At 66.3% G+C, this 26,347-nt stretch carries 27 protein-coding genes; 8 read left to right on the top strand and 19 right to left on the bottom strand.

Annotated features, from left to right (window positions below):
- Positions 1 to 33: 33 nt before the first annotated feature.
- Both ATE71_RS02455 and ATE71_RS02450 read left to right on the top strand, forming a co-directional pair.
- Complete coding sequence (locus ATE71_RS02455; RefSeq protein WP_058801852.1) at positions 34 to 1,362, top strand: oxygenase MpaB family protein; 1,329 nt, start codon at positions 34 to 36, stop codon at positions 1,360 to 1,362.
- A 23-nt stretch (positions 1,363 to 1,385) separates the two neighbouring features.
- A complete protein-coding gene (locus ATE71_RS02450) occupies positions 1,386 to 2,288 on the top strand; it encodes an alpha/beta fold hydrolase (RefSeq protein ID WP_058801851.1) in 903 nt (300 codons plus the stop codon).
- 1 nt (position 2,289) lies between these two features.
- Here ATE71_RS02450 and sppA read toward each other — a convergent pair whose 3' ends face one another.
- From sppA to ATE71_RS02420, 6 genes are all read right to left on the bottom strand, one after another.
- Positions 2,290 to 4,272 (bottom strand): signal peptide peptidase SppA, encoded by a 1,983-nt coding sequence (gene sppA, locus ATE71_RS02445; RefSeq protein WP_082665035.1) that lies wholly within the window; start codon positions 4,270 to 4,272, stop codon positions 2,290 to 2,292.
- Positions 4,273 to 4,392: 120 nt separating this feature from the next.
- Positions 4,393 to 5,307 carry an NAD(P)H-binding protein gene (locus tag ATE71_RS02440; RefSeq protein ID WP_235587874.1) on the bottom strand — a complete coding sequence of 305 codons (915 nt, stop codon included), beginning with the start codon at positions 5,305 to 5,307 and terminating at the stop codon, positions 4,393 to 4,395.
- Positions 5,304 to 6,410, bottom strand: a complete 1,107-nt coding sequence (gene proB / locus ATE71_RS02435) for a glutamate 5-kinase (RefSeq protein ID WP_058801953.1) — start codon at positions 6,408 to 6,410, stop codon at positions 5,304 to 5,306. The genes ATE71_RS02440 and proB overlap by 4 nt, the downstream gene beginning before the upstream one ends.
- A 608-nt stretch (positions 6,411 to 7,018) precedes the next feature.
- Positions 7,019 to 8,095: a glycerophosphodiester phosphodiesterase gene (locus ATE71_RS02430; RefSeq protein WP_058801850.1), complete on the bottom strand. Its 1,077-nt coding sequence runs from the start codon at positions 8,093 to 8,095 to the stop codon at positions 7,019 to 7,021.
- The gene (locus ATE71_RS02425; protein ID WP_082665034.1) at positions 8,092 to 8,442 is read right to left on the bottom strand and encodes an ArsC family reductase; all 351 of its coding nucleotides are present in this window, start codon (positions 8,440 to 8,442) and stop codon (positions 8,092 to 8,094) included. Before ATE71_RS02425 ends, ATE71_RS02430 begins: the two co-directional genes overlap by 4 nt.
- 23 nt (positions 8,443 to 8,465) lie before the next feature.
- On the bottom strand, positions 8,466 to 9,176 hold the full coding sequence (locus ATE71_RS02420) for a Crp/Fnr family transcriptional regulator (RefSeq protein WP_058801849.1): 711 nt from the start codon (positions 9,174 to 9,176) through the stop codon (positions 8,466 to 8,468).
- 255 nt (positions 9,177 to 9,431) lie between these two features.
- Here ATE71_RS02420 and ATE71_RS02415 point away from each other — a divergent pair, with 255 nt between their 5' ends.
- Positions 9,432 to 10,805 (top strand): class II 3-deoxy-7-phosphoheptulonate synthase, encoded by a 1,374-nt coding sequence (locus ATE71_RS02415; protein ID WP_058801848.1) that lies wholly within the window; start codon positions 9,432 to 9,434, stop codon positions 10,803 to 10,805.
- A 194-nt stretch (positions 10,806 to 10,999) separates the two neighbouring features.
- Here ATE71_RS02415 and ATE71_RS02410 read toward each other — a convergent pair whose 3' ends face one another.
- Both ATE71_RS02410 and ATE71_RS02405 read right to left on the bottom strand, forming a co-directional pair.
- Positions 11,000 to 12,502 (bottom strand): M28 family peptidase, encoded by a 1,503-nt coding sequence (locus tag ATE71_RS02410; RefSeq protein ID WP_235587873.1) that lies wholly within the window; start codon positions 12,500 to 12,502, stop codon positions 11,000 to 11,002.
- 87 nt (positions 12,503 to 12,589) lie between these two features.
- Positions 12,590 to 13,393, bottom strand: coding sequence for an HpcH/HpaI aldolase/citrate lyase family protein (locus ATE71_RS02405; RefSeq protein ID WP_058801846.1), 804 nt, complete (start codon positions 13,391 to 13,393; stop codon positions 12,590 to 12,592).
- Between the two features lie 83 nt (positions 13,394 to 13,476).
- On the opposite strand from ATE71_RS02405, the gene ATE71_RS02400 reads away from it, so the two are divergent.
- Together ATE71_RS02400 and ATE71_RS02395 are read left to right on the top strand one after the other, a co-directional pair.
- A complete protein-coding gene (locus ATE71_RS02400) occupies positions 13,477 to 14,391 on the top strand; it encodes an SPFH domain-containing protein (protein WP_058801845.1) in 915 nt (304 codons plus the stop codon).
- A gap of 1 nt (position 14,392) precedes the next feature.
- Positions 14,393 to 14,839 carry an NfeD family protein gene (locus tag ATE71_RS02395; RefSeq protein WP_058801844.1) on the top strand — a complete coding sequence of 149 codons (447 nt, stop codon included), beginning with the start codon at positions 14,393 to 14,395 and terminating at the stop codon, positions 14,837 to 14,839.
- Between the two features lie 29 nt (positions 14,840 to 14,868).
- Here the strand turns inward: ATE71_RS02395 and ATE71_RS02390 are convergent, their stop codons facing one another.
- The 5 genes from ATE71_RS02390 to ATE71_RS02370 form a co-directional block, all read right to left on the bottom strand.
- Complete coding sequence (locus ATE71_RS02390) at positions 14,869 to 15,399, bottom strand: GNAT family N-acetyltransferase (RefSeq protein ID WP_058801843.1); 531 nt, start codon at positions 15,397 to 15,399, stop codon at positions 14,869 to 14,871.
- 31 nt (positions 15,400 to 15,430) lie between these two features.
- Complete coding sequence (locus ATE71_RS02385; RefSeq protein ID WP_235587872.1) at positions 15,431 to 15,979, bottom strand: hypothetical protein; 549 nt, start codon at positions 15,977 to 15,979, stop codon at positions 15,431 to 15,433.
- Positions 15,980 to 16,359: 380 nt separating this feature from the next.
- Entirely contained in the window at positions 16,360 to 17,154 is a 795-nt protein-coding gene (locus ATE71_RS02380) for a MipA/OmpV family protein (RefSeq protein ID WP_160327997.1), read from the bottom strand.
- Between the two features lie 50 nt (positions 17,155 to 17,204).
- Positions 17,205 to 18,245, bottom strand: a complete 1,041-nt coding sequence (gene obgE, locus ATE71_RS02375; protein WP_058801837.1) for a GTPase ObgE — start codon at positions 18,243 to 18,245, stop codon at positions 17,205 to 17,207.
- 176 nt (positions 18,246 to 18,421) lie between these two features.
- A complete protein-coding gene (locus ATE71_RS02370; protein WP_058801951.1) occupies positions 18,422 to 19,030 on the bottom strand; it encodes a TetR/AcrR family transcriptional regulator in 609 nt (202 codons plus the stop codon).
- Between the two features lie 74 nt (positions 19,031 to 19,104).
- Here ATE71_RS02370 and ATE71_RS02365 point away from each other — a divergent pair, with 74 nt between their 5' ends.
- A complete protein-coding gene (locus tag ATE71_RS02365; protein WP_058801836.1) occupies positions 19,105 to 19,995 on the top strand; it encodes a metal-dependent hydrolase in 891 nt (296 codons plus the stop codon).
- Between the two features lie 154 nt (positions 19,996 to 20,149).
- Here ATE71_RS02365 and ATE71_RS02360 read toward each other — a convergent pair whose 3' ends face one another.
- From ATE71_RS02360 to ATE71_RS02345, 4 genes are all read right to left on the bottom strand, one after another.
- A complete protein-coding gene (locus ATE71_RS02360; protein WP_235587871.1) occupies positions 20,150 to 21,331 on the bottom strand; it encodes an MBL fold metallo-hydrolase in 1,182 nt (393 codons plus the stop codon).
- Positions 21,294 to 21,929 carry a DUF1013 domain-containing protein gene (locus ATE71_RS02355; protein ID WP_058801949.1) on the bottom strand — a complete coding sequence of 212 codons (636 nt, stop codon included), beginning with the start codon at positions 21,927 to 21,929 and terminating at the stop codon, positions 21,294 to 21,296. Before ATE71_RS02355 ends, ATE71_RS02360 begins: the two co-directional genes overlap by 38 nt.
- A 170-nt stretch (positions 21,930 to 22,099) precedes the next feature.
- Positions 22,100 to 22,666 carry a hypothetical protein gene (locus ATE71_RS02350; protein ID WP_058801834.1) on the bottom strand — a complete coding sequence of 189 codons (567 nt, stop codon included), beginning with the start codon at positions 22,664 to 22,666 and terminating at the stop codon, positions 22,100 to 22,102.
- A gap of 70 nt (positions 22,667 to 22,736) precedes the next feature.
- Positions 22,737 to 23,717: an NAD(P)H-quinone oxidoreductase gene (locus tag ATE71_RS02345; RefSeq protein ID WP_058801832.1), complete on the bottom strand. Its 981-nt coding sequence runs from the start codon at positions 23,715 to 23,717 to the stop codon at positions 22,737 to 22,739.
- A gap of 143 nt (positions 23,718 to 23,860) precedes the next feature.
- Between ATE71_RS02345 and ATE71_RS02340 the strand changes: the two genes are divergently transcribed.
- Positions 23,861 to 24,058 (top strand): DUF1192 domain-containing protein, encoded by a 198-nt coding sequence (locus ATE71_RS02340; protein ID WP_058801830.1) that lies wholly within the window; start codon positions 23,861 to 23,863, stop codon positions 24,056 to 24,058.
- Here ATE71_RS02340 and ATE71_RS02335 read toward each other — a convergent pair whose 3' ends face one another.
- Positions 24,059 to 25,531, bottom strand: coding sequence for an ATP-binding protein (locus ATE71_RS02335; protein ID WP_058801948.1), 1,473 nt, complete (start codon positions 25,529 to 25,531; stop codon positions 24,059 to 24,061).
- A gap of 109 nt (positions 25,532 to 25,640) precedes the next feature.
- Here ATE71_RS02335 and ATE71_RS02330 point away from each other — a divergent pair, with 109 nt between their 5' ends.
- On the top strand, positions 25,641 to 25,910 hold the full coding sequence (locus tag ATE71_RS02330) for a hypothetical protein (RefSeq protein ID WP_058801828.1): 270 nt from the start codon (positions 25,641 to 25,643) through the stop codon (positions 25,908 to 25,910).
- A 22-nt stretch (positions 25,911 to 25,932) separates the two neighbouring features.
- Here ATE71_RS02330 and ATE71_RS02325 read toward each other — a convergent pair whose 3' ends face one another.
- The gene (locus ATE71_RS02325; RefSeq protein ID WP_058801826.1) at positions 25,933 to 26,238 is read right to left on the bottom strand and encodes a hypothetical protein; all 306 of its coding nucleotides are present in this window, start codon (positions 26,236 to 26,238) and stop codon (positions 25,933 to 25,935) included.
- Positions 26,239 to 26,347 lie beyond the last annotated feature (109 nt).

Below are 26,347 nucleotides of genomic sequence, written 5' to 3'. Positions count from 1 at the left end.
TGCCAAATCACGAAACTGTGGCAATTTCGCCTTATGAACAGCGATGTCAGCACTATTGCCCGCCGGGTACGTGAGCAGGCGGACGCCTTGCCGGAGCTGTTCGGCGGTTTCAATTTCGACAAGGCGCCCGAGCGCTGGGCGCCCGAAACCGACGCCGTGAGCGAATTGAGCCGCGTCCGCAGCATCGACCGCGCCGACTATCTGGGCGACCCCGACCTGCTCGCCCGTATCCGCGAATATACAATGCTCGGCGACCGCACGGGTGACGCCTATGCCGCGCTGATGCCGCGCTACGGCTTTCAGCGCACCGTCGCGATGCTTGTCGACGCGTGCGACAAGGGGATCGAGACGGTCGAGGACGCACCGCCGGAACTCGTCGCACTGATCCGCGAGATGGAGCAGAAGCCCGACTGGCTCGACATGGAGCTGGTCGAGGAAGGCGCCGCCTATGAGCGTAATGCGACCGCCAACCTGTCACCCTTCCTGATCCGCGGCGCCTTTATCGCGACCTTCCTCAACAAATATTCGGCGTTGCCGATGGCGCTTACCGGCACGCTTGGCCACGCGACCGCGGCGCGGCGGGTCAAGGAAACCGCGACCTTCTTTGCCACGACCGCGCTGCCGGGCGCGCTCGACCGCTATGGCCCGGGTTTCAAGGCGGCGGCGATGGTGCGGTTGATGCACTCGATGGTGCGCATCAATGTTCTCTCGCGCCCCGGCATGTGGGACGCCGAAACCTATGGCACGCCGATCCCGCAGCTCGACCAGATGCCTGCGGGGCTGATCCCCGTATATTTCCTGTCGCAGGAGGTGCTGGCGAAGGGCCGGACGAGCTTCACACGCCTCGAACGCGGCCGCGTCGAACTCGCGCGCTACCGCTGCTATCTGCTTGGACTGCCCGAGGACCTGCTCGCCGACACGCCGCAGGAGATCGTCCGCATCTGGCGCACGCGCAGCGCGACGCTCCGCTACGAATATGATGATCAGGTTTGCGGCGGGCTCCTGCGCGCGACGATGGATGCCGAGCTGTCGAAGGACCGCTCGCCCAAGGGACAGGTCAAGCGCCGTCTCGAATATTCGGTGAGCCGCGTCTTCTTCGTCAAGGCCTTCCTCGCCGGCGACGAGGAGCGCGCCGCCACTGTCGGCGTGCCGGTGCGGCGCCGCGATCACCTCATCTATGGCGCTACGATGCTCGGCATCGCGGGACGGATGGCGGCGTACCGCGTCGCGTCGCGGCTGCCCATTATCCGCCATCTGGCCGACCGGCGCCTCGTCCACCGGATCGAGCGGCAGCTCGCCGAATATGGCCGCGCCGAATTTACCTCGGACGCTACGCACTATAAGCCCGCGACGGCGAGCTAGATTTTTCGAACCGAAGGATTTTCATGCAGACCGAGCAGGCAAGCGTAAACGGCATCAGCATCACCTATGAGGACAAGGGGCCGCGCGATGGCCCCGTCATATTACTGGTCATGGGTCTCGGCGGGCAATTGACGCTCTGGCCCGACGAATTCGTCGATGCGCTCAACGACCGCGGCTTTCGCACGATCCGCTACGACAATCGCGACGTCGGCCTGTCGACGCGTTTCGAGGCGGCGGGCATTCCCAATGTAAAATGGATGATCGTCAAGTCGGTGATCGGCTTGCCGGTGCGCCCCGCCTACACGCTCGCCGACATGGCAGCCGACGGCATCGGCCTGCTCGACCACCTTGGAATCGACCGCGCGCATATCGTTGGCGTGTCGATGGGGGGGATGATTTCGCAGCATATCGCGGCGCGCTATCCGGGGCGCGTGCTGTCGCTGACCTCGGTAATGTCGACCACCGGCAACCGCCGCCTGCCGCGCGCGCAGAAAGAGGCGATGCGCGTGCTCGCCAACCGGCCGATGAACGGCGACAAGGAAGCGCTCATCGCCTATTCGGTCAATGCGGCGCGTGTGATCGGCAGTCCGGGCTATCCGTCCGCCGAGGAGCGGTTGCAGCGCCGCGTGCGCGCCGATTTCGAACGCGGCTGGTATCCGCAGGGCGTCGCGCGGCAGATGGCGGCGATCGTCGCCGATGGCGACCGGCGTCCGATGCTGAAGGACATCAAGGCCCCGACGCTCGTCATCCACGGTGAGGACGACCCGCTGGTTCCGCTCCCTGGCGGGCGCGATACGGCGGACAATATCGTGGGTGCGCGGCTGCTGACGATCCCCGGCATGGGTCACGACCTTCCCCTCGCGCTGGTCGATACGCTGGCCGATGCTGTGGCAGAGCACGCGAGGGCGGTCGCCGTCACCGCCTGACTTATTTGAGGAACAGCGCCAGCGTCGCGAGGAAGCCCTTTGCCTCGGCCTTGCCCGGACGCGGGACGGCGGGGAGGTAGGCGCGACAGTCGAGGCATGCGGCCTGCACCGATCCGGCCTGCGTCAGCATCGTCAGGTCCTGCATAAGGCGCCGTTCGGTCAGCTGGCGGTTCATCGCCGCGATGCCGAACCAGCCGCGCGGAAGCGCCGCAGTTTCCTTCTCGGCGCCCGACCAACTCGCGAGCATCTTCGAAAATTCGCTCGGCTCGTCCTCGAAATATTTGGGGTGGAAATCGCCGTCGACCTTGGCGAGTTTGGCCGCCGCTTTCATCGCGTCGGGCAGCCCGCCGAACTGGTCGACAAGGCCGATCTGGCGCGCGGTGCCGCCCGCCCACACGCGGCCCTCGGCGATCGTGCGGACCTTTTCGATCGGCTGCTTGCGGCTTTTCGCGACGAGGCCGGTGAAGCGCGCATAAATGTCCTCGACGCTCGCCTGCGCCAGCGCGTTGAACTCGTCGTTAACCCCGCCGAACACGTCGGGCTGGCCCGACAGCGGCGTTGTCGCGATGCCGTCGGCATTGACGCCGATCTTGGCGAGCGCCTGATCGAAACTCGGCAAGATGCCGAATACGCCGATCGACCCGGTGATCGTCTCGGGCTCGGCAAAGATGCGGTCGGCGGGGGTAGAGACCCAATAGCCGCCTGACGCCGCGACATTCGCCATCGAGACGACGATCGGCAGCTTCTTTGCCTTGGCGGCAAGCAAAGCCTGCCGGATTTCTTCGGACGCGAGTACCGATCCGCCCGGCGAGTCGACGCGCAGGACGATCGCCTTGATGCTGCTGTCTGCGGCAGCGTCGAGGATATGCTGCGCGACGGTCTCGCCGCCCGCGAGGCCGGTCGGCGCCTCGCCGTCGACGATTTCGCCGACGACGGGAACGACTGCGATCGCGCTGCCCTTTTCCTTCGGCGGATTGGCCGCGACCCAGTTTTCGAGCGGGATCGCATTATATTCCCACGGCCTGCTGTCGTCGGCAGCGCCGCTGATTTCGGCGACGCGCGTGTTGAACGCCATGCGGCTGCCGAGCTTGTCGACCAGTCCGGCGTCGAGCGAGGCTTTCGACAGGTCGTTCCCCGCGGCTTGTACGGCGCCCGCCGTGTCGGCGATGAAGGCGTCGAGCTTGGCGGCAGGGCGCGCCCTTTTGACGTCGGTCAGCCAGTTGTCCCACAACACGCTGGCGTAAGCGAGATTGGCTTCCTTCGCTTCGGGCGACTGGTCGCTACGCAGGAAGGGTTCGACAGCGCTCTTGAAGGTGCCGACGCGGTAGATATGCGCGGTGACGCCGAGCCGGTCCATCAATCCCTTGTAATAGAGGCGCGACCCGCCGGGGCCGGCAATGGCAACGCCGCCGATGCTGTCGGCCCAGATTTCGCTGGCGTGCGACGCGACCTGATAGCTGTCGGTGGTGTAGGCGGTGGCAAAGGCCAGAACCGGCTTTTTCTTCGCGCGCACCTTGTCGATCGCCCCGCCGATTTCGGCGAGCGAGACCTGCCCGCCGCCAAGGAAGCGATCGAGATCGAGCACGACCGAGGTCACGCGCTTGTCGTCGGCGGCAACCTCGAGCGCGTGTACGACGTCGCGGACGCGGACTTCCTTGAGCTGCGCGCCGCCCGACAGCGCCGCGAGCGTATCGACTTCGGCAGGCTGTTCGCTGACGATGCCGTCAAGTTCGATCAGCAGCGCGCCTTCGTTGACCGGCAGGCCGGCATTGGGGCGGCCGGAAAGCAGGCCGAAGAGCAGGACGAAGAAGAGCAGCAGGAAAATGAGCGCGAGCCCATCCTTGATCGCGACCAGCAGGTTCCAGACCTTGCGCGGAAAGCTGGTGGTCGGTCGGGGCCGGTCGCCGTCGGGCAGCGGGCGGCGGACGGGGATGGCCCAGGGGCCGGCGGGGTCGTTGGGCGTGTTCGCGGTCGTGTCGTTCATACGCGCGAATCTAGGGACACGCCTCGCCCTTGGCAATGCACGCTTCGACGGGCGGGCGACGGGGAGGGGGCGAATGGCGTTTTGCTTCCCTTCGCTTCGGAAAGAGGGCGCTTGCCGATGTTACAACCAGCCTTCGCGCTGGTACCAGCGCACGGTTTCGGCCAGCGCCTCGTCGGTGCCCATTTCGGGGCGCCAGAGTTCGGCCGGCGGACATTTCCCCTCGGTCGCGACCCAGTCGGGATGCGCGATATAGCGTGCGCGGTCGGGGGTCAGCTTGGCGCGGCCACGGCGCACCAGCGTGTCGAGACGGCCGCCCGCCTTCAGCAAAAGGGCAGGGGTTGCGAGTGTCGACAGGCGTTGCTGTCCGACTGCGCGCGCGACTGCGCGGGCAAAGCCGCGATGCGACCAGCCGGCGGGCTTGCCGTCGTCGGGTTCGTAGATCTGGCCGATGCTGATGCGGTCGTCGGCGGCCAGCGCGACGAGCAATCGCGCGAGTTCGTCGACGTAAATCGCGGACATGCGCCCATTGGGGACCAGTGCGATGCCGCGCCGCGCCATGCGAAACAGGTCGAGCATCTCGGTGTCGCCGGGGCCGAAGACGGCGGGCGGACGCACGATCGTCCAGTCGAGCCCGCTGTCTTTGACGATGGCCTCGGCGCGTTCCTTCGACCAGCCATAGTTGGAAATGGCGGGCTCGCGCGCGGCGAGCGAAGAGACGTGGACGAAGCGCGTCACGCCGGCCTGGCGCGCCGCATCGACGACATGCGCGGTCGCGGTGGCATTGCCGGCCTCGAAGGCGGCGCGGGTGGGGACGTTGACGACGCCCGCGATGTGCATGACGACGTCGGCGCCCGCTGCCATCTCGGCGAGGCTTTCGGTCCGGTCGAGCGCCCCGGCGACCCACGTTACGCCGTCGCGCTCCGGTTGCGGACGGCGGGTGAGCGCGCGGACCTGCCAGCCCGCCGCGACCGCATCGCGCATTGTCGCCCCACCCACGAACCCGGTCGCGCCGGTCATCGCAAGGACGGGCTTCATAGAAGGACCATATGGTCGCGGTGGACCATTGCGCTGCGGGGGGCATAGCCGAGCGCCGCCTCTTGGGCGTCACGGCCGAGGCCGACGATGTTTGCGGCGTCGGCGCCCGGATATTCGGAAAGGCCGCGCGCGATGACGCGCCCGTCGGGACCGGCGATGTCGAGAATGTCGCCGCGGGCGAAACTGCCGCTTACCGCGGTTACGCCCGCGGCGAGGAGGCTTGCGCCGCCTTGCAGCGCCTTGGCCGCCCCCGCGTCGATCTCGACCCGGCCCTTCGCGGTCAGCCCGCCGGCGAGCCAGGCCTTGCGGGCGCTCGCGCCCTTTTCGGCGACGAACAGGCTGTGCCGCGCTTCGATCGACAGCGGCCGGTCGACCCGCCCCGATGCGATGGCAAGATGCGCGCCCGCGGCATTGGCAATGCGCGCCGCCGCGATTTTCGAGACCATGCCGCCCGATCCCATGCCCGACGCCGAGCCGGTGTCGGCCATCGCCTCGATCGCCGCGTCGATCCGCTCGATGCGCGCGATATGGACCGCGCCCTCCTGCGCCGGGTTGCGGTCGTAAAGCCCGTCGATGTCGGACAGCAGGATCACCCCGCCCGCCCCGGCCGCCTGCGCGACGCGCGCGGCGAGGCGGTCGTTGTCGCCAAAGCGGATTTCTTCGGTCGCGACGCTGTCATTCTCGTTGATAATCGGCACGACGCCGAGGCTGAGCAGCCGGTCCAGCGTCGCGGCGGCGTTGAGATAACGGCGGCGATGCTCGAGGTCGCCCAGCGTCACGAGCATTTGCGCCGCGGTCACCCCCTCGGCGCCGAGCACCTCGGCCCACACCTGGCTCAGCGCGATCTGCCCCGTCGCGGCGGCGGCCTGCGCATCTTCGAGCGTGCCGCGTCCGCCCTTTGCCAAACCGAGCCGCCGCGCGCCGAGCGCGATCGCCCCCGACGACACGACCGCCACCTGCTGTCCCGCGCGCGCGCGTTCGGCGATGTCGGTGGCAATGCCGGTGAGCCAGTCGCGCCGTACCGCCCCCGACGGATCGACGAGCAAGGCCGATCCGATCTTGACGATCAGCCGGGGGCAGGAGGCAGGCGGAAACAGGCTCATGGCGCCGCCGATAGCGCGATGCGAGCGCCCCGCCAATGCGAATGTCCGAAGCAGGCTCCATCACCAAATTCTATTCGGAAGGTCACAAAGGTCACGCCACGCCCCCCTCGTTTCGATATCCATCGCGGGCCGCGATGTCAGACGTGAGGGTCGAAGGGAAACGGCAAGAGGCTGGCATGGCCGGCGAACGCTATGCGCGCGGGATATTGTAGGACAGCATTTTTGGGGAGCTGGGTTCGATGGCGGCTTAGGGGTGGTTCGCTGCCACCCCCTGTGACCTGTCCAAAGTTCAGTAAAGGTCAGCCTTGTGCGCTGCCCGATTTGACGCCGCAGGGGTGCGGGACGCACCCAACCGCGATCGCGTGCGCAAACCTGCCAAAACCGCTTTTATCTACCGGATGAAAGAGCCGGGATGAAGGCTGGCATAGCCCGATATTGTAGGAAAGACCTTTTTTCAGGCGTCGGATTAGAGGTGGGAAGCTGCCGTCGGTTCCGCCCCCTCGTCACCCCGGACTTGATCCGGGGCCCATGACCTCGACGCCGCGACAGTGTCCGTATTCGGTCGTTAGCCGCCGCGTGGCGACCCCTCCATCCACCGCGATGGCAGGTCAGCCGCCGGCTCGCGCCTTCACCGCCGGCACCGCTTCACGCGGATTGTCGCTGAACAGCCCGTCGATACCGGTCTTCAGATAGGCGTCGATTTCCGCCGCCAGATCGCCGTGGCCTGCGGGATTGATGCCGCCCTTGACGCCGAGCGGCAGGAAATAATTTTCGCGGCGAAAGGTCCAGGGATGGACCTTCAGCCCCGCGGCATGCGCGTCGCGCACCAGGTCCGTCGGATCGCCGAGGCGGCCCAGCGCGCCGCGCGGGATGACCATTTCCTTGTACGGCCCGATACCGTCGGCATAGGCGGCGACGGCCGCAAGGCCCGCGGGCGACGCCATCGCGGCATAGCTGGTGCCCGGCGTGTCGGCCGGACCCCCCTCTCCATCCATCAACTGGATCAGGGGCAGGTCGCTCTTTGCGCGCAGCGCCTTCAGATTGCCGACTTCGAAACTCTGGATGAACACCGGCGCCGCGCGTCCCCGGTAACCGAAGCGGTTGAGCATCGCGAGCAGCGGCCCCTCGTGCGGCAGGCCGATCGACGCGAAATAGGCGGGATGCTTGGTTTCGGGATAGACGCCGACGGCCCGCTCGCGCCCCTTGTTCGTTTCGGCAAGGAAGGTCAGGATTTCCTCGAACGTCGGGATATCATATTGCCCGTCGTAATCGGTGCTGCGCAGTTTGGGCAATCGCTCGCGCGCGCGCAGCGTCTTGAGCTCGGCCAGCGTGAAATCCTCGGTAAACCAGCCGGTGACCTTTTGCCCGTCGATGGTCTTGCTCGTCCTGCGATCGGCAAATTCCGGGCGGTTCGCAACATCGGTGGTTTCGGAAATCTCGTTTTCGTGCCGCGCGACGAGGATGCCGTCCTTGGTCAGGACAAGGTCGGGCTCGATATAATCGGCGCCCAGTTCGATCGCGAGCCTGTAGCTTGCCAACGTATGTTCGGGCCGCTCGCCCGACGCGCCGCGATGCGCGATGACGATCGGCGGCTGGCCGTCGAGGGTTGCCTGCGCGGTCACGGGCTCAGCCGCGCAGCCGGCGGTGAGCATCAGGGCGAGCAGCGCCGTGAAACGCCGCATCATTTCGCAAAGCGCGCCTGCCAGTCGTCGGCCGAAAAACCGACACTGACGCCGCTCGCCGCTTCGACCACCGGCCGCCGGATCATCGCCGGCTGCTCGAGCATCAGCGCCTTGGCCGAAGCGGCGTCGAGGCTGTTTTTTTGCGCATCGGGCAGCTTGCGGAAGGTCGTGCCGGCCTTGTTGAGCAGCTTTTCCCAGCCCAGCGTATCGATCCAGCCCTGGAGCCGGACAGGGTCGAGCCCGTCCTTGCGGAAATCATGAAAGAGGTACGCCACGTCCCGCTCGTCGAGCCAGCGGCGCGCCTTTTTCACCGTGTCGCAATTCGGAATGCCATAGAGAATCAGCGTCATGCCGGAAGATTAGCAGGACGCGATTACATATTCGAGGCGTCAGGTGCGGGCGCCGCCTTCGAAACAAGGGGCCGCTCGGCGATCCGCGTGTTCGCGCTCGCCAGCTTGCCGCGCAGCGCGCGCGCAAAGCCTTCGTGGAGCGCCCCGGCGAGGTCGGGATTGGCGGCCAGATAAGCGCGCAGCGCCGCCGCCGGGACGAACCACAGCCGCGCGTTGCTGCCCAGCACCACCGTGCCGGTCGCATGGGTGCCGTCGAGCACGGTCGCTTCGCCGATCAACGCGCCGTCCGACAGACGCGCGATCTCGGCGCCGTCGCGCTGGACCGAAGCGAGCCCTTCGGCGAGGTAGAAAAGGCTGGGCGCGGCCTGGTTCTCGCGGATCAGTACTTCGCCGCGCTTTGCCGAAATCCAGTGCCCCTGATCGATGAGGCCGCGCGCCGCTAGGGCACCGAGCCGCCCGAAATGCTGGCGGCGCAGCTCCTCTTCCTCCGCCGAAAAGCGGACCTTGGTCCCATGCAGCCACAGCCGGGTCAAGATCCCGATGTTGACGACCAGGATGGCGAGCACCAGCATGCCGTAGCCGACATCGGGCTCGCGGAACAGGACGAGCGGCAACGCGACGAGCGCGGCGGCGGCAAGGCCGATGCGGACATAATCGATGCGCACGACGAAGCTCGTCGCCAGCAGCAACAGCAGCACCCCATAAATGAACCATGCGGAATCGAAATTCGCCATAGCCAATCGCTTCACGTCGGGGCCCCAAATCGGGCCGCGGATGTATAACGTTACCGATAGCTCAATGCCTTGATCGCGCCCCTACCGCCGTTTCAAAAGCTTGTAACAAACTATCAGTTTTTGGGGTCCAAGAAAAGCATAGGTGCGCAAACGTCACGATAATGCTAATTTTCCCGATTGATCGTGCCGGAAACATTGCTTCCGCGCGGCATAGGCGCCATGTGGCGCTCGATTCGAACGCGAAAAGACAGGCAGATGACGAAAAATTGGCAACCGCATAGCTGGCGCTCGCACGAAGCCCGCCAACTCCCCACCTATCGCGACGCCGATGCGCTCGCGGCGGCGGAGCGCGAGCTCAGCAATTATCCGCCGCTGGTGTTTGCCGGTGAGGCGCGCGACCTGACCGCCGAACTCGGCAAGGTTGCCGAAGGCAAGGCGTTCCTGCTGCAGGGCGGCGACTGCGCCGAAAGCTTTGCCGAATTTCATCCGAACAATATTCGCGACACCTTCCGCGTGCTGCTCCAGATGGCGGTCGTGCTGACCTTTGCGTCGAAGATGCCCGTGGTGAAGCTCGGCCGCATGGCGGGCCAGTTCGCCAAGCCGCGCTCGGCGGACATGGAAGATGTGAACGGCGTCGAGCTCCCGAGCTATCGCGGCGACATCATCAACGACATCGCGTTCGAGGAAGCCGGCCGCGAGCCCGACCCGCAGCGCATGGTCAAGGCGTATAACCAGTCGGCGGCGACGCTGAACCTGCTGCGCGCCTTCGCGAACGGCGGCTATGCGAATTTGCACCAGGTCAACGCCTGGACGCATGATTTCATGGACCGGAGCCCGTGGGCGAAGAAATATCAGGAAACCGCAGCACGGATCTCCGAAGCGCTCGCCTTCATGGAAGCGTGCGGCGTGACGCCCGAAACGGTCCCGCAGATCAAGGGCACCAGCTTCTACACCAGCCACGAAGCGCTACTGCTTCCCTATGAACAGGCGCTCACCCGGCAGGACAGCCTGACCGGCGGCTGGTACGACACGTCGGGGCATTTCCTGTGGGTCGGCGACCGCACCCGTTTCGAAGGCTCGGCGCACATCGAATATCTGCGCGGTATCGGCAATCCGGTCGGCATGAAATGCGGCCCCAGCCTCGAGCCCGACGTTCTGCTACGCCTGCTCGACACGCTCAACCCCAATCATGTCGCGGGGCGCATGACGCTGATCACGCGTTACGGCCACGACAAGATCGAGGCGCATCTGCCCAAGCTGGTGCGCGCGGTGAAGGAATCGGGCCACCCCGTCGTCTGGTCGTGCGACCCGATGCACGGCAATGTCATCAAGACCTCGACCGGGTACAAGACGCGGCCGTTCGAGCGTATCCTGGCCGAAGTGCGCGGCTTCTTCGCCGTCCACCGCGCCGAGGGCACGCATGGCGGCGGTATCCATATCGAGATGACCGGCCAGAATGTCACCGAATGCACCGGCGGCGCGATGGACGTGACGCAGATGGACCTCGCCGACCGTTACCACACGCATTGCGACCCGCGCCTAAATGCCGGCCAGAGCCTCGAGCTTGCTTTCCTGCTCGCCGAAATGCTCAATCAGGAAATGGCGGATCGCGCGAAACAGGCGGCTTGATTTAACGGCGATCTGGTCTTTCCAAGCCTGCGACAAGAACGGCGGCTGACGACCGTTAGTTGCCATTCCCTTTCTTCGTCATTCCCTCGAAAGCGGGAACCCAGCGAGCCAGCGTAGCCACTGGGTTCCCGCATTCGCGGGAATGACGAGGGGGCGGAACCGACGTCCACTCACCACCCCCGATCCGACATCGGCTACTTGCCCGGCCACCGCTTGGTGTCGGCGAACGCCCTGCCGAGCGCGACGTGCAAATCGGCATCCTCGGCCGCGCCGCCCAGCGGGATCTTGTCGGAGAATTCGTCCGCCGGCCGGTGATAGTCGCTGCCGAGGAAGGCTTCGAGCAGCTTCATGTCCGAAAAGCTGCCGCCCACCATCAGCGACGTCACGCCCTTGGCGCCGAGCGCCCAGCCGTCCTGCCGCTGGATGAAGGCATCGGCTTCGCCATCGTCGTCGAGCGTGCGGCCGAGCTTGGTCGCCGCCTCGCGCACAACGGCGTCATAGGCGGGCTTGCCGCGGCCGATCGTCGCCACCGGCGTGCCGCGGGGCGAGATCGCGATCGTGTCGACGTTGAGCGCAACGGTGATGTCAGACAGCGGTACGGCTGGATGGTCGGCGAAATAATGCGCCCCCAGCAATCCCTTCTCTTCCGCGGTCGTCGCGAGAAAATAGATGTCGCGATCGGGACGTGCGCCCCGCCCCAGCCGCTTCGCGACTTCGATCAGCACCGCGATCCCGCTCGCATTGTCGACCGCGCCGTTGCAGATGCGGTCGGCCTCGCCCTCGGGCGCGCAGATGCCCAGATGATCCCAGTGGCCGAGGAACAGTATCGCCTTGCCATCGGGTTTCGCGCCGGGAAGCTTGGCGACGATATTGTGGCTGGCAAAGGGGCGTATCGCCGATTGCGCGGTAAAGTCGACAGTTACCGGCAGCGTGGCGCCCTTGTAATCGGGCGACTTGGCGGCCTCGCGCAGAGCGGCTCCGTCCTGCCCCGACGCCTTGAGCAACGCATCGGCAGCTTCGGGCGAAAGGAAGCCGCTGACCGGCGCGCCCGACTTGGCGCTGGCCAGTCGCATGACCTTGCTGCCGACGCTTTCGCGCAGCGCGTCCCACGGCACGGCGTCGGTCGCGATCACGAGCACTGCGCTCGCGCCCGCATCGGCGAGCAGTTGGCGCCGTTCGCGGTAGCGCGGCAATTTGTCGCCAAAGGGCGCATTGTCGAACATCATGATCGCGAGCTTGCCCTTGACGTCGGCGTTCACCTGTCCCGCCCCGTCGACACCATAGCCGACGAACACCGCCGGCACTCCCACGAGCGATACCGACGCGTCGCGTCCGGTCAGGACGATGCCGTCGTTGGCGAGCGCAAGATTGCGGCCCTGCACCGTAAATTTCGCCGTTCCGCCAAGCGCCTGTGTCTCGACGAACGGTACGGGCTGCAACCATGGCGTTGCGCTGCCCGGTACGGCTTCGAGCCCGGCCTTCGCCCATTCGCCGACGATATAGGCGATGGTGCGGTCCTCGCCCTCGGTTCCCGGCGCACGGCCTTCGAACGCGTCGCCGGCCAGGATTTTCATATGCGCGGCAAGGTCGGCTTCGGTGACTGGTGCATCGCCCTTGGTGGGCGCGGCCGAAACGGCAGGCGTGACGGAAAGCAGGGCGACCGCCGCGATCGCGGCGCGGAAGGAACTATGTCTCATGGACGCGCCGCATGGCATTTCCGCCTTGTTCCGGCAAGGCTGTTCGTCGAACGACGAACGACCGGCCGGCCTCCCCGATATCATCCGTTAGTGCGCTGCTCGCGCCAGCAGCGCCCGTGCCGCCGCGACGTGCATATCCTCGATCATCCGCCCCTCGTGCCGCTGCGCGCCGCCGGTCGCGGCCGCGACCAGTGCCTCGGCCGCCGCGATCGCGTGCGCCGATGGCGCGAAGGCGGCGTTGCACGGACCCACCTGCGACGGGTGGATCAACGTCTTGCCGTCGAAGCCGAGCCGCCGCCCTTCCGCCGCTTCGGCCGCGAAGCCCACGGCATCGTCGATGGCGTTATAGACACCGTCGAATGCCCAGACGCCGCCCGCACGCGCCGCGAGCACAATCGCCTGGATCGCGTGGCCCATCGCACCGCGATCCATGCCGTCGGGCAACTTCAATTCATACGCCAGGTCGTTGAGTCCCGCGATCAGACCGACCACCGCCGGATCGGCGGCGATATCGCGCGCGGCGTAGATCGCTGCGGGCGTCTCGATCATCGCCAGAATCGGCAGGCCGAGGCCGCGCGCGCGTTCAAGGTCGGCGACGGCATCGACCTTGGGCAGCACGACGGCGCCCAGCGGCAGCCCCGCGACGGCATTGATATCCGCCGCCTGGTGTTCGCTGCCGGTGCCATTGATCCGCACCGCGACGCGCTTGCCCGGAAAGCCCGCGATCACCGCCGCGCGCATCGCCGCGCGCGCGTCGGCCTTGCGATCGGCAGGCACCGCATCCTCGAGGTCGATAATCAGCATGTCGGCCGCAAGACCCGCGGCCTTTTCGAGCGCGCGGGCATTCGATCCCGGGACATAGAGCAGCGAGCGGGGGGCAAAATCGGTCATGCGCTTTTCTGTGGCGCAGCCGCGCCGTTGCCGCAATAAGGAAGGCGGGTTTGCAACGTCGCAATTGCAAGAGGGGATGATCGATGGAATTCGCAATCGCAATGGTGGTTCTGGCGCTGGTGTTCCTGATCTGGGCGCTGACGCCGGTGCGGCAGGGCTATGCCTATACGATCGAACGCTTCGGCCGCTACACGCACACCGCGCAGCCGGGCCTCAACTTCATCATGCCGATCTTCGACCGCGTTGGGCGCAAGGTGAATGTGATGGAGCAGGTGCTCGACATTCCGGGGCAGGAAATCATCACCAAGGACAATGCGATGGTCGCGGTCGACGGGGTGGTCTTCTTTCAGGTGCTCGACGCCGCCAAAGCGGCCTATGAGGTCAGCGACCTGTATCTGTCGATCATGAACCTGACGACAACGAACCTGCGCACCGTCATGGGCTCGATGGACCTTGACGAAACCTTGTCGAAGCGCGACGAGATCAACCTTCGCCTGCTCCATGTCGTCGACGATGCGACGACGCCGTGGGGCGTCAAGATCACGCGCGTGGAGATCAAGGACATCCGCCCGCCCGCCGACATCTCCAACGCGATGGCGCGGCAGATGAAGGCCGAGCGCGAAAAGCGCGCCAACATCCTCGAGGCCGAAGGGATGCGGGCATCCGAGATCCTGCGCGCCGAGGGCGAGAAGCAGGGCCAGATCCTGCAGGCCGAGGGTCGCCGCGAAGCCGCCTTCCGCGACGCCGAAGCGCGCGAGCGCGAAGCCGAAGCCGAAGCCAAGGCGACGCAGATGGTGTCCGATGCGATCGCGAGCGGCAATGCACAGGCGATCAATTACTTCATCGCGCAGAAATATGTCGAGGCGGTGAGCCAGTTCGCGACCAGCCCGAACAGCAAGACGATCCTCTTCCCGGTCGAGGCGACGCAGCTGATCGGAACCTTGGGCGGCATCGGCGAACTCGCCAAGGACGCGCTCGAACGCAAGGGAGGCGCCTGACATGCCCGACTGGCTCGGCAACATGGAACCGCATTGGGCGTGGCTGTCGCTCGGCGTGCTGCTCGCCGCGGCCGAGATCGTCGCGCCGGGCTTCTTCCTCATCTGGATCGGCGCCGCGGCGGTCGTCACCGGCGTCATCGCGTGGATCGTGCCGCTCAGCGTCCCGTTACAGCTTGGCATCTTTGCCATATTGTCGTTCGTCGCGCTCTATGGCGGTCGCCGCTGGCTGAAGGCGAACCCGATCACCACCACCGACCCGCACCTCAACCAACGCGGCGGCCGCCTGGTTGGCGAGGTGCTGACGGTGACCCACGCGATCGAGGATGGCCGCGGCCGTGCCAAGGTCGGCGACGGCGAATGGCCGGTGCGCGGTCCCGATGTCGCCGAGGGAACGAAAGTCCGCGTCGTCAGCGCCGATGGCGGCGTGCTGGTGGTAGAGCCGATCTAGACCCTGTTTCAATAGGATTGAGGCAGGGGCTAACCGCCCTTGGGCCGCGAATAGATCGCCACCACATGCCCCAGCGCATCGCTGTCGCCGATGCGCCCGAACCCCAGCTTCGCCGCGACGCGCTCCGACGCATCATTGCCGGGGTCGATGATGCAGCGCACCTCCGCCGCGTCGAGGTTTGCGTCGGCCCAGCCCAGCGCCGCGCGCATCGCCTCGGTCGCGTAGCCCGCGCCCCAATGGTCGGCATCGAATGCCCAGCCCGCTTCGGGCCGCCCTTCGAGTTCGGGGATGCCGCGGCCGAAATAGGACAGGCCGCCCATGCCGATCAGCGTGTCGCTCGCGCGGTCGGCAAACACCCAATAACCGAATCCCATCACCGGCCACAGCCCGGCCGAACTCAGGAACTTGCCCCAGCTGACGTCGGGCGCACGCGGCTCGCCGCCGATAAACCGCGTGACGCGCGCATCGGCCCACATCGCGATATGCGTGTCCTTGTCGGCCAAACGTCCCGGGCGGAGACGCAGGCGGTCGGTTTCGATGACGGGGGCGATGTTCGGCATGGCGCGGATGTGCCCAAGCCTGCGCGCGGGGTCAATCGGGGATCAGATAATGATCGAACAGATCGTGGAGTACTGCCTTGCCGTCGACGGCGTGCTTGGCGCGCAGCACCGCCAGCGTGTCGACGCGCGCGAGTATGTCGGCATGTTTCAGCACGACATGATAATGTGGCCGGTCGCGAAAATCGTGGAACAGGAAAATGCAGTCGGGTTTGCAGTGGACGATCGACTGCAACAGGCAGGCAACGCGGAAACGCCCGTCGATCAGGACCGCGTCGGGACTGCCATTGAGGCCGCGCCAGATTTGCGTGTGATAGCGCGGCCAGTCGCGAATCCGGCCTTCGTCGGTGGGATAGCCCCACTCGCCCACCGGCCCGATATCGGCGTGAAACGGCGTGAATTCGACGACTTCGTGCGCCACCTCGGCCTGGACCTTCGCCAGCCAGCCGGGGTCGCTGTCGACGCTGACGATCCGCCGCACCTGCCGCGCCGCGACCAAAGTGCTGCCGCCGCAACCGAATTCGAGCAGCGAGCCGAGCCCCGCCAGTTGCAGTTCGAACTGCGTGACTTCCGCCGCGGTCATATGTGGCTGCATGGTCCCTCCACCGGAAAAGCGATATGGGACGAAACGCGCCGCGTCCAGCCCGGCGGAAAGGCGAGGGAGCGAACGTCGGTTTGGGGGGTGGGGAGCTGCCTCTCGCGAACCCCGGCGAAAGCCGGGGCCCAGACTCCCAATACCCAGATTGCGTTTTTGCGCCGGGCCCCGGCTTTCGCCAGGGTTCACATCTCTATCGGCGGCAAACGGTCGTTAGCCGCCGAACCGCTTTTCCCGTTCGTGCCGAGCGAAGTCGAGACACCCATCGACGCGACGCCGGACCCGATGGGCATCTCGACTTCGCTCGATGCGAACGGGTTGGGTTTGGCTTTATGTCCACTCCCGGTCGAAAGCGGACGGCGCGGGCGTTAGCGGTCGCCGCCGAAGGTATAGCTGAGCGCGATGCCGCCCGATGGCTGGCTGCGCGACCCCAATTGGCGCGCCACCGGCGAATCCGCCGCGTCGCCGACGAGCCGGTCGTAGCGGCCATAAACGGCGACACCCCAATTCTTGCCGATCATGCGGTGGTAACCCGCCGTGACGCCGACCGACTGGACCCCGCCGCCCGGATTATAGGCGGGAAGGCCGGAGGCAAGCGCGGCGGCGGGGGCGACACCGAAATAGGCGCGGGTGTATTTCGCGTCGCCGAGCGTGACGCGCGGGCCAATCGACAGGAGCCAGTCGTCGCCCTCGCGCGCGATATAGTCGGCGCTCACTTCGCCGACCCAACCCTTGTGGCCGCTGAGGCCCTTGCGCCCTTCGACGCGGACGCGGAGCGAAGGCGTCAGATAGGCTTGCGCGAAACCGCCCGCTTCGATCGAAAAGCCGACCTTGGGCAAGTCGGCGCCGATGTCGGACGCGGTGCGCTTGCCGATAAAGCCCAAGGCGGGCCCGAAGGCGAAATCGCCCGAATGGACGAGCGGCGAGCCAAAGCTTTCGTCGGGCGCCTCGAACTCGAACTCGCTCGCGCGGGTGCGCGAGACGTCGATATAGGGGCCGACGCTGTATTTGTCGGCGCCCGGCCAGGACGGAGCCAGTTGCGGGCCGAGGATGATGCGCGTGCGCTTTGTTCCCCCCGCATCCTCCTCCTGTGCGTGCGCCGGACCGGATACCAGCGCGCATGCGAGGACGAACAGGGCGGGGAATTTGCTATAGTCGGTCATGCGGAAATCCTTGTTGTTCCGCATGAAATCCCCGCGGCGGGTTTTTGTTCCTAGACCGGCGACCAGCCGGCGGCTTCGTCGCTTTCGTCCTCGCCGGGTTCGGGATGGCCGATCGCCTCGAGCAGCTTGTCGAGCACTGCGGGCACGCCCGCGCCGCTCGCGCCCGACAGCGCCATCACCGGATGCCCGCTCTCTTCCTCGAGCTCGGCCGACAGGGCGGCGATCAACTCGTCGTCGAGCGTGTCGGTCTTGTTGAGCGCCACGATTACCGGCTTGTCGTTGAGGTCGGCGCCATAGGCTTCGAGTTCGTCGCGCACGATACGGTAGCTGGTCGCGACATCCTCGTCGTTCGCGTCGACGAGGTGGAGCAGCACGCGGCAGCGCTCGATATGGCCGAGAAAGCGGTCGCCGACGCCGGCGCCTTCAGCCGCGCCCGCGATCAGCCCCGGAATGTCGGCGACGACGAATTCATGTCCCTTGTGGCTGACGACGCCGAGCTGGGGGCGGAGGGTGGTGAAGGCATAGGCGCCGACCTTGGCCTGCGCGTTGCTCACCGCATTGATGAAGGTCGATTTGCCCGCGTTGGGCAGGCCCACGAGCCCCGCGTCGGCGAGCAGCTTGAGGCGGAGCCACACCCACATCTCCTCGCCCGGCCAACCGGGCCCATGCTGGCGCGGCGCGCGGTTGGTCGAGGTCTTGTAGCTCGCATTGCCGCGGCCGCCGTCGCCGCCGCGCAGGAAGACGATCCGTTCGCCTTCCTTGGTGAGGTCGGCGAGCAGGCTGCGATCCTCATCGTCGTCGAGGATCTGGGTGCCGATCGGGACCTGGATGACGAGGTCGGGGCCGCCCGCACCGGTGCGGTCGCGGCCGGCGCCGGGGGTGCCGCGCTTCGCCTTGAAATGCTGGGTGTAGCGAAAGTCGATCAGCGTGTTGAGCCCTGCGACCGCTTCGAACACGATATCGCCGCCCTTGCCGCCGTTGCCGCCGTCGGGTCCGCCATATTCGACATATTTCTCGCGCCGGAACGACACGGCGCCGGGGCCGCCATCGCCGGACTTGATGAAGATCTTGGCTTGGTCGAGGAAATGCATGGCTGGGCCTTCAGCGGCGAGGAAGCGAAACTAAACCTCTAAACCCGCTCGTGTCGAGCGAAGTCGAGACACCCCGCAGCACAGCGTCAAGCCGAGAGGCAACTCGACTTTGCTCGATGCGAGCGGGAGTAGGGAAGGCGGCGCCTTAGCGCGCGCGCAATAAAATTGCCAGCGGCTTAGGCGCCGGGCTTGTCCCCATGTTCGGACCAGAATTTCGCGATCCGCCCGGTGATCAGTTCGGTTGCAAGGACGCGCGAGGTGTCGCGCGGCAGGCCCAGCGCCTCGGCCATCGGTCCGCCAAGCTGCGCGTCGCCCAATGCCATCAGCACCAGCGCGAGCGTATCTTCGTGCATCAGCCGTTTTTCGTGCGCGTCGGGCGCCATGCCGTCGATCAGCCGGTGGATCGCATCGACGATCGGGTCGAGCGCGTCGTCGTTGCCCGTCGCCGCCATCCAGGTCGCGAGCGCGCCCGCGCCGCCACTGTTGAAGGCATCGAAGGCAAGATCGACGATTTCGCGGACATTGCGTTCGCCCGGCGGCGATTCGGCCATTTTCCGGCCGATCGTTTCGCACACCGTCTCGGCCTGATAGGCGGCGAGCGCCTTTTGCAGCCCGGCAGCGCTGCCGAAATGATGCAGCAGGTTCGCATGCGTGCGGTCGATCCGCGCCGCGACGGCCTTCAGCGTCACGGCCGCCGGCCCCATTTCGATCAGGATCTGGCGCGCGGCTTCGAGTGCGGCCGACCGGCTCTCCTCCGGACTCAGACGCTTCTTTGCTATTGACACCACTGTAAGTAACCTCTAACTTTGCCCCACAGGCGTCCCCACGCCCGATTTCCCTTTCCGACGGTGAGCACCATATGTCCAGCCTTTCCCAGTCGCCGACGCCCGCCGATCTGTCGATCACTCCGCGCGACATGCGCTTTGGCCGCGACGACCGGCAGGGCCGCTGGTGGCTGAACGGCGACCCGATCGCCTCGGCTTTCCACACCGCCTTGTCGGTGACCTTTCCGCGCGGCGAGGCGATGTTCATCGAGGCGGTGAAGGCGCATCGCGACGGCGTTCCCGACAAGCTGGCCCGCGAAATCCGCGCTTTCACCCAGCAGGAAGTGATCCACAGCCGCGAGCATGTGGTCTTTAACAAGAAGGCTGCGGAAGCGGGTTACGACCTCTCCGAGCTTGAGGATGACGTCAACCAGGTACTCGACCTGATCAAGACGCGACCGCAGATCGTCAACCTGATGGCGACGATCGCGCTCGAACATTATACCGCGATGATGGCGGCGGTGATGCTGCGCGAGGACAAGATGTATGCGGGCGCCGAGCCCGAATGGGCGGCCTTGTGGAAATGGCACGCGATCGAGGAAATCGAGCATAAGGGCGTCGCCTACGACACCTGGCTGCACGCGACGAAGGACTGGAGCCGCTTCAAGCGCTGGCGCGCCAAGTCGCTGATGATGCTGCTCGTCACGACGCGCTTCTGGCCGAAGCGGGTGAAGGGCATGAAGGCCCTGCTCCGACAGGACGGTCTGACCGGCTGGCGTGTCACGGCGCGCATCTGGTGGTATCTGCTCGGCACGCCGGGTGTGCTGCGCAAGAGCTTCTTCCCCTGGCTTTCCTATTTCATGCCCGGTTTCCACCCGTGGAACCACGACGACCGTGCGCTGATCAAGAAATATGAAAGCGACTATGCCGACGCGATCATGCCCGCGCATTCGTCAGGGCCCGAACTGGTCGCGGCGGCGGCCTGATCTTACGTCTCCGCGGTTGCGGAGGCCCAGAACGGTTCTCTCTCTCGCTGCTTCTGGGCTTCCTCATCCGCGGAGATATATTGTTTGTGCGGATTAGGCTGGCGACAGAGAAGAACCTTTACTCTCCACCCCAATCGCGCCTTCGGCCACCCCGTCATGCGACGCCGTGATACCACCACACGCCGTCGCGGTCCTCGCGCTTCACCCGTCCTTCGACTTCCAGCCGCTTCAGATGCGCAAGCGCTTCGCCGGTCGCCATGCCCAGTTGCTCGGGACCGATGGACCGGTTGAACAGCATCGGAAAGCTGTCGACCGCGCGCATCGGCGCCTTCGCTATCGCTTCGGACAGATTGTAGAGACGCATGCGATGCTCATCGCGCAGCGCCATCAGGCGGACGTGCAATCCACGGAACGGCTGGCCGTGCGCGGGGCAGGTGATCACGTCGGCGGGGATCGTCGCGATCAGCTTGTCGATCGACGCCAGCCATTCGCCGAGCGGGTCGGCGTCGGGTTCGGTGATATTGACCGACACGTTCGAACTGATCCGCGGCAGCACCTGGTCGCCCGACACGAGCACGCCCTCGCGCTCGTTCCACAGGCACGCATGTTCGGGGCTATGTCCCGACCCGGTCACGACGCGCCATCGGTGCGTCCCCATGTCGAGCGTCTCGCCGTCGCGGATCCGTACATAGGAGCGCGGCAGGGCGAAAATCATGCGCTGGAACATGTTCCAGCCGCGCGAACGCTGTGCCTCGATCGCATCTTCGTCCCAGCCCGCGGCGCGCGACTGGGCGAGCACCTCGTCGGGTGCAGTGTCGGAGGAATCGGCGACGATCGCCCGGGCGGTGAGCATCTCGCCGCGCGTCATCCAGAGCTTCACGCCCTGCTTCTTCGCGATCCAGCCGGCAAGGCCGATATGGTCGGGATGCAGGTGCGTGCCGATGACGCGCGTAATGCGCTTGCCGTCGAGCGCACCGGCATAAAGCGCCTTCCACGCGTCGGAACACATCGTCAGGCAGATGCCGGTATCGACCACCGCGATACCGTCGCCCCGGTCGTCGGCGTCGTCGAGCAGCCAGCTGTTGATATGGCCGAGCGAGCCCGGCATCGGGATGCGCGCCCAGCTGATCCCGTTCGCGATGGGGATCGTTTCGCCCGTCCCCGGCGCCGCGTCGCCCCACGGATAGGTCAGGCCCGCGTGGCTCGTCGCGGTGAAACTGTCGTCCTGGGTCAGCGAGGCGTCCGGCGAGCCGCTGGCCGCCGGGATATGATCCTCATCGCCCCCCGCCGCCACGACGTCAGGCTTCGCCGTCGGCTTCGGCTTCCTCGGCCGCACGTGCTTCGGCGGCGGCGGTGCGTTCGGCGCGCAGTTCTTCGAGCAACGCCTCGCGGTCGCCCTCGAACCGGCTGTCCTCGGGCGCCTTGATCCCGGCCTTCTTCGCGGCCTTGGCGACGAGCGCGTCGAGTTCGCGCTGCGAGCAGAGGCCGAGCGTTACCGGATCCTTGGGCACGATGTTCGCGCTGTTCCAGTGGCTGCGGTCGCGGATCGCGCCGATGGTGTTGCGGGTGGTGCCGATCAGCTTGCCGATCGCGCCGTCGGATACTTCGGGATGGTTCTTCAGGATCCACGCGATGCCGTCGGGCTTGTCCTGGCGCTTGCTGACCGGCGTGTAGCGCGGGCCGCGAGTACGGCGGATCGTATCCTGCGCCTGCACGCTCATCTTGAGCTTGTAATTGGGGTCCTTCTGGCCCTTTTCGATTTCGTCCATCGACAGCTCGTGCGCGCGGACGGGATCGCGGCCGGTATATTTGGTTGCGGCCGTCTCGTCGGCGATCGCCTGCACTTCGAGGATGTGAATGCCGCAATATTCGGCGATCTGGGCGAAGGTCAGACCGGTGTTGTCGACCAGCCAGGCGGCGGTCGCGTGCGGCATCAGCGGGGTCGGATTGGCGTTGGCCATGGCGAAACACTCCAAGCGGAAATAATAAGGGCCGCCCCTCGCGGGGCGGCCGTTCGGCGGCTGATGTAGACCCGTTTGGCCGGTGGAGCAAGCGCGAACGGCGCTTGGGCGCCGGTGCGGCCGCGCCAAAGCGTCGGCGGCGCTTACGGACCGCACTGCCACAGCCCCGCGAAGACGCGCTGCGCGCCGTCGGCGCGGTCGGCGGTCAGCGTCGCCGGGCGCGGCGGCGATTCGCCTCCGCCCGCCGCCGGACCGACAAGCGCGACGCGAAGCTCGAGCCCCTTGGCGAAGAATTTGGTGCCCTTCGCCATCGCATCGAAGCCGCCATTGGCCGATATCGGCTCGACCGTGTCGCCGACCTTGACGATTCCGCGTGACGGCTCCTGCGACGCGACGTCGCCCTGCGCGAGCAGGATCGGCTGTGCGCCCTCTTCATCGGCGAAGCTGCAGGCGAGTTCGCCCTTCAGCTTGGCGCCGCCGACATCAGCTTCGGTCAACGCCGCCAGTTCGATCGGCGAGCCGTCGCCGCCGCGCGTCGGGACGTCGGTCGGCTTGATCGCGGGCGGCGGCATATTGGCCGCCTTGCCATCGGCGGCGACCTCGCCGTCATGGGAAGCGGTCGACGTTTTGTCGGTATCGGCGGGCTGCGAACAGGCGGCGAGGGCAAGCGAAAGAGCGGTGGCTGGAAGAAACAAACTGCGCATATTCATCGGGAGAATTTATCCTTTTGATTGCCCCCCGCTTGGCTAACCGCTGGAAATGGCAAGCTGTTCCCTCGGTTCATCCCACCATGAGCACGATCTTTCCCACATGCGCGCCCGCCTGCATGCGCGTGTGCGCCGCAGCGGCTTCGACGAGAGGGAAGGCCTGATCCATTGCGGGCCTCCACCCGCCGTCGGCAAGGCGAGGCCACAGCGTGCGATGGATTTCGTCGGCAAGCAGCGCCTTGAACTCCGCGCTCCGCGCGCGCAGCGTCGAACCCGTCAGCGTGAGCCGGCGGCGCATCACGTCGGCGATGTCGATTTCGACCTTCATTCCGCGCTGGAAAGCGATCGTCACGTGCCGCCCGTCCTCGGCCAGGCAGGCGAGGTTGCGCGGCAGATAGTCGCCGCCGACCATGTCGAGCACGACGTCGACGCCTTTGCCGCCAGTAAAGTCTTTCACCGCCTCGACATAGTCCGCGCTCGAATAATCGATGGCGAGGTCGGCGCCGAGTGCGGCCGCGGCGGCGCATTTGTCCGCGCTGCCACAGGTCACGACGATCTTGATATCGAACAATTTGCAGAGGCCGATCGCGGTCGTCCCGATCCCGCTGGTGCCGCCATGGACCAAGACCGTCTCGCCCTCGCGAACATAGCCGCGTTCGAAAAGATTATGCCATACCGTGAACACGGTTTCGGGGAGCGCCGCGGCTTCGGCCATCGAAAACCCCCCCGGTACCGGCAGGCAGCTTCCGACTGGTGCGACGCAATATTCGGCATAGCCGCCGCCCGCGACGAGCGCACACACCGCCTGCCCCAAAAGCTCGGGATCGCCGCCCGGACCGACCGCGACGACGGTCCCGGCAATTTCCAGTCCCGGCAAGTCCGATGCACCCGGCGGCGGCGGGTAATAACCCATGCGCTGAAGCACGTCGGGGCGGTTCACGCCGGCCGCGGCGACGCGGATCAGCACCTCGCCGGGTGCCGGCTGCGGCACCGGCCGCACCTCCGGCTGCAAGACTTCGGGCCCGCCCGGCGCGCTGATGGCGATGGCGGTCATGCTCGATGGCAAGCTGGTCACTTCGGAAAATCCCCCACTGGTCCTGTCATTCCCCCACCCCCTGCCTCGCCTTATTGACAGCGCGGCGACACGGGTCAACAGTCGCGCGCCCAAATTGGCATCTGGGACCAAAAGGATACGCCATGGACGATGACGACCTTCCCCGCCGCCGCGACGACGTTCTGACGGCGCTGGTCAAACAGCCGCTCGATCCGCTGTCGGTCGATGAACTCGACGACCGCATCGCCGCGCTTGAAGGCGAAATCGAACGCATCAAGGCGCATCGCGCCGCCGCGACGAGCCAGAAAGCCGCAGCCGAAGCGCTGTTCCGCAAGGGCTGATTATTCGGCCTCGGTGCTGAGCCCGAGTTCGGGGATGCCGATCGAGCGCCGCCCGCCGAAATCGGCGCGCACGACGATCACGCCCTGCTTTTCCATATATTCGACGAGGCGGCGGATGCGGCCGGGCGAGCGGCTGCCATAGGCGCGGCCGAGGATCTCGTCGTCGGGGCAGGGGTCGCCCTCCATCGCGGCGCGCGCGATTTGCAGGAAGGGTGCGAACATGTCGTGCGGCAGCCGGTCGGCAACGGCGAGCGCCTCGCGCCAGCGTGGCTCGGCCGGATCGAAAACGCCCCCCTTGGCGAGCGCGAAGCGGCGGCGGAACCCGGCGAGGTCGAGCGGCACCTTCTTCAGTTTCTGCATCCGGCAACGCACCGAAAAGTCCTGATAGAGGAAGGATTCGGGCTGGAAGGCGCATTCGGGGTCCGACAGCATCTCCTGCAACGTCTCGATCACCACCGCGTCGCTCTGCTCGGCTTCCTCGACCGCTTCCAGGATATCGAGTACCGGCGGCGCATCGGCATCCTCGTGCAGCGCCTCGCTCGCCGCGATGCGCTCCATCACCTCGCTCGCCGCGACCGGCTCGGGCTCGGGCGCAAAGACGCGTGGGACTGCGGGGGCCTCCATCTCGGTGAAGAGCATCGAACGCATGTCCTCGCCGCCCGCTTCCGGCAGCGGCATCAGCCCGTGCGTTCCCATCCGTGTCGAGGTCTGAGTCGACCCGATCCGCACCGCAACCGGCCGCCGCGAGATCGCGGGGCCGAGCCCCAGGAAGTGCCCGCGTTCGAGGTCGCGGATCGTCTCGGCCTGCCGCCGCTCCATGCCAAGCAGGTCGGCGGCGCGCGCCATGTCGATGTCGAGGAAGGTGCGTCCCATCAGGAAATTGCTCGCCTCGGCGGCGACATTCTTCGCGAGCTTTGCGAGCCGTTGCGTCGCGATTGCTCCGGCCAGACCGCGCTTGCGCCCGCGGCACATCAGGTTCGTCATCGCGCCAAGGCTCGCGCGACGGACATTGTCGGCGACGTCGCCAGCGACGCTCGGCGCGAACATCTGCGCCTCGTCGACGACGACCAGCGCAGGGAACCAATGCTCGCGCGGCGCATCGAACAACGCGTTCAGGAAGGCCGCGGCGCAGGTCATCTGCGCTTCGATATCGAGCGATTCGAGGCTGAGGATGATCGACGCGCGATGCTCGCGGATGCGCGCGCCCATCGCCGCGATCTCGCGCTCGTTATAATCGCCGCCGTTGATCACGACGTGGGTATAGGCATCGGCGAGCGTCACAAAATCGCCCTCGGGATCGATCACGATCTGTTGCACCAGCGCGGCGCTTTCCTCGAGGATGCGGCGCAAAAGATGCGACTTGCCCGACCCCGAATTGCCCTGCACGAGCAGGCGCGTCGCGAGCAGTTCCTGCACGTCGATACGCACACCCTGCCCGGTGCTGTCGGTCCCGATGTCGATGCTGGTCTTCACGGGGCCCGCCCTATCGGGGCGCTTGGGCAAAGACAACCGGGCGGGCTTCGGGTGGGCGGATTTTGCCGCGCGACCTTGCCAAGCGGCGCGAACGAGCCGAAAGCGCAGCATGGATTTCGACGACCAGCTTCGCCGCTATTTCGGTACCGCCGACATCGCGGCGATCCACCCCGAGGCGCATGCCGCGGGCACCGAACGCATGCGCGTCGACTTCGGGCTGGAGACGAACCCCGGCCGCCGCTTTGCGCTCTGGGCGCTGATGTACATGCTCGGCGCCGCCCCCGACCTTGATGTTGCGTTCAAGGACGAGGCGGAACGCAACACCGCGCGCGACTTCATGGATATGGTCGACCGGACCGCGGCGGACGACGGCAGCTAACGGCCGATTGTGGACGTCCGCCTTACTTGGGCGACACTATCTGCCAGCAGTTATCGCGAAAGGCTATGCGCTCACGCTTAGGCAGCCAAGCGGCAAAATCCGGCGCGAAAAAATCCCTTATCCGCGCTTCATAGGTGCAATCAAAGACGTCCTTGCCCTGGAGGTTGCAACTAACATTGCGGGTCTCAACCGTCGGTCCGAACTCGACAAAAGCCCGACCGTCCCGGGCATGACTTACATAAGTGGCGGTTGCACGGGTAACTTCGATTGCATGGATGTCACTCGGCTGAGGGGCAACAATTGCGGCAATGAGAAACATCGCGAACATCGGACGACGATATCATCTTGCGATGGCAACTGGAAGTCCGCTCCCCACGCCAAAACCGCTAAAAGCCCGGCCCGACGCCACCGGGGAGGGGCGTGGGCCGGACCCGCGC

The organism is Sphingopyxis sp. H115, assembly GCF_001468465.1.
In the GTDB taxonomy this organism is placed as follows: domain Bacteria; phylum Pseudomonadota; class Alphaproteobacteria; order Sphingomonadales; family Sphingomonadaceae; genus Sphingopyxis.
This window is presented reverse-complemented; position numbering and strand designations above follow the sequence as displayed.

Coding starts and splice junctions, on each gene's coding strand:
- ATE71_RS02430 (WP_058801850.1), bottom strand. CDS start 8,095: ATGATGCGGCGTTTCACGGCGCTGCTCGCCCTGATGCTCACCGCCGGC.
- proB (WP_058801953.1), bottom strand. CDS start 6,410: ATGAGCCTGTTTCCGCCTGCCTCCTGCCCCCGGCTGATCGTCAAGATC.
- ATE71_RS02395 (WP_058801844.1), top strand. CDS start 14,393: ATGCCCGACTGGCTCGGCAACATGGAACCGCATTGGGCGTGGCTGTCG.
- ATE71_RS02325 (WP_058801826.1), bottom strand. CDS start 26,238: ATGTTCGCGATGTTTCTCATTGCCGCAATTGTTGCCCCTCAGCCGAGT.
- ATE71_RS02385 (WP_235587872.1), bottom strand. CDS start 15,979: ATGACCGCGGCGGAAGTCACGCAGTTCGAACTGCAACTGGCGGGGCTC.
- sppA (WP_082665035.1), bottom strand. CDS start 4,272: ATGAACGACACGACCGCGAACACGCCCAACGACCCCGCCGGCCCCTGG.
- ATE71_RS02400 (WP_058801845.1), top strand. CDS start 13,477: ATGGAATTCGCAATCGCAATGGTGGTTCTGGCGCTGGTGTTCCTGATC.
- obgE (WP_058801837.1), bottom strand. CDS start 18,245: ATGCATTTCCTCGACCAAGCCAAGATCTTCATCAAGTCCGGCGATGGC.
- ATE71_RS02340 (WP_058801830.1), top strand. CDS start 23,861: ATGGACGATGACGACCTTCCCCGCCGCCGCGACGACGTTCTGACGGCG.
- ATE71_RS02365 (WP_058801836.1), top strand. CDS start 19,105: ATGTCCAGCCTTTCCCAGTCGCCGACGCCCGCCGATCTGTCGATCACT.
- ATE71_RS02380 (WP_160327997.1), bottom strand. CDS start 17,154: ATGACCGACTATAGCAAATTCCCCGCCCTGTTCGTCCTCGCATGCGCG.
- ATE71_RS02405 (WP_058801846.1), bottom strand. CDS start 13,393: ATGACCGATTTTGCCCCCCGCTCGCTGCTCTATGTCCCGGGATCGAAT.
- ATE71_RS02390 (WP_058801843.1), bottom strand. CDS start 15,399: ATGCCGAACATCGCCCCCGTCATCGAAACCGACCGCCTGCGTCTCCGC.
- ATE71_RS02415 (WP_058801848.1), top strand. CDS start 9,432: ATGACGAAAAATTGGCAACCGCATAGCTGGCGCTCGCACGAAGCCCGC.
- ATE71_RS02455 (WP_058801852.1), top strand. CDS start 34: ATGAACAGCGATGTCAGCACTATTGCCCGCCGGGTACGTGAGCAGGCG.
- ATE71_RS02440 (WP_235587874.1), bottom strand. CDS start 5,307: ATGAAGCCCGTCCTTGCGATGACCGGCGCGACCGGGTTCGTGGGTGGG.
- ATE71_RS02420 (WP_058801849.1), bottom strand. CDS start 9,176: ATGGCGAATTTCGATTCCGCATGGTTCATTTATGGGGTGCTGCTGTTG.
- ATE71_RS02345 (WP_058801832.1), bottom strand. CDS start 23,717: ATGACCGCCATCGCCATCAGCGCGCCGGGCGGGCCCGAAGTCTTGCAG.
- ATE71_RS02450 (WP_058801851.1), top strand. CDS start 1,386: ATGCAGACCGAGCAGGCAAGCGTAAACGGCATCAGCATCACCTATGAG.
- ATE71_RS02410 (WP_235587873.1), bottom strand. CDS start 12,502: ATGAGACATAGTTCCTTCCGCGCCGCGATCGCGGCGGTCGCCCTGCTT.
- ATE71_RS02350 (WP_058801834.1), bottom strand. CDS start 22,666: ATGAATATGCGCAGTTTGTTTCTTCCAGCCACCGCTCTTTCGCTTGCC.
- ATE71_RS02425 (WP_082665034.1), bottom strand. CDS start 8,442: ATGACGCTGATTCTCTATGGCATTCCGAATTGCGACACGGTGAAAAAG.
- ATE71_RS02355 (WP_058801949.1), bottom strand. CDS start 21,929: ATGCCGCACGCGACCGCCGCCTGGCTGGTCGACAACACCGGTCTGACC.
- ATE71_RS02330 (WP_058801828.1), top strand. CDS start 25,641: ATGGATTTCGACGACCAGCTTCGCCGCTATTTCGGTACCGCCGACATC.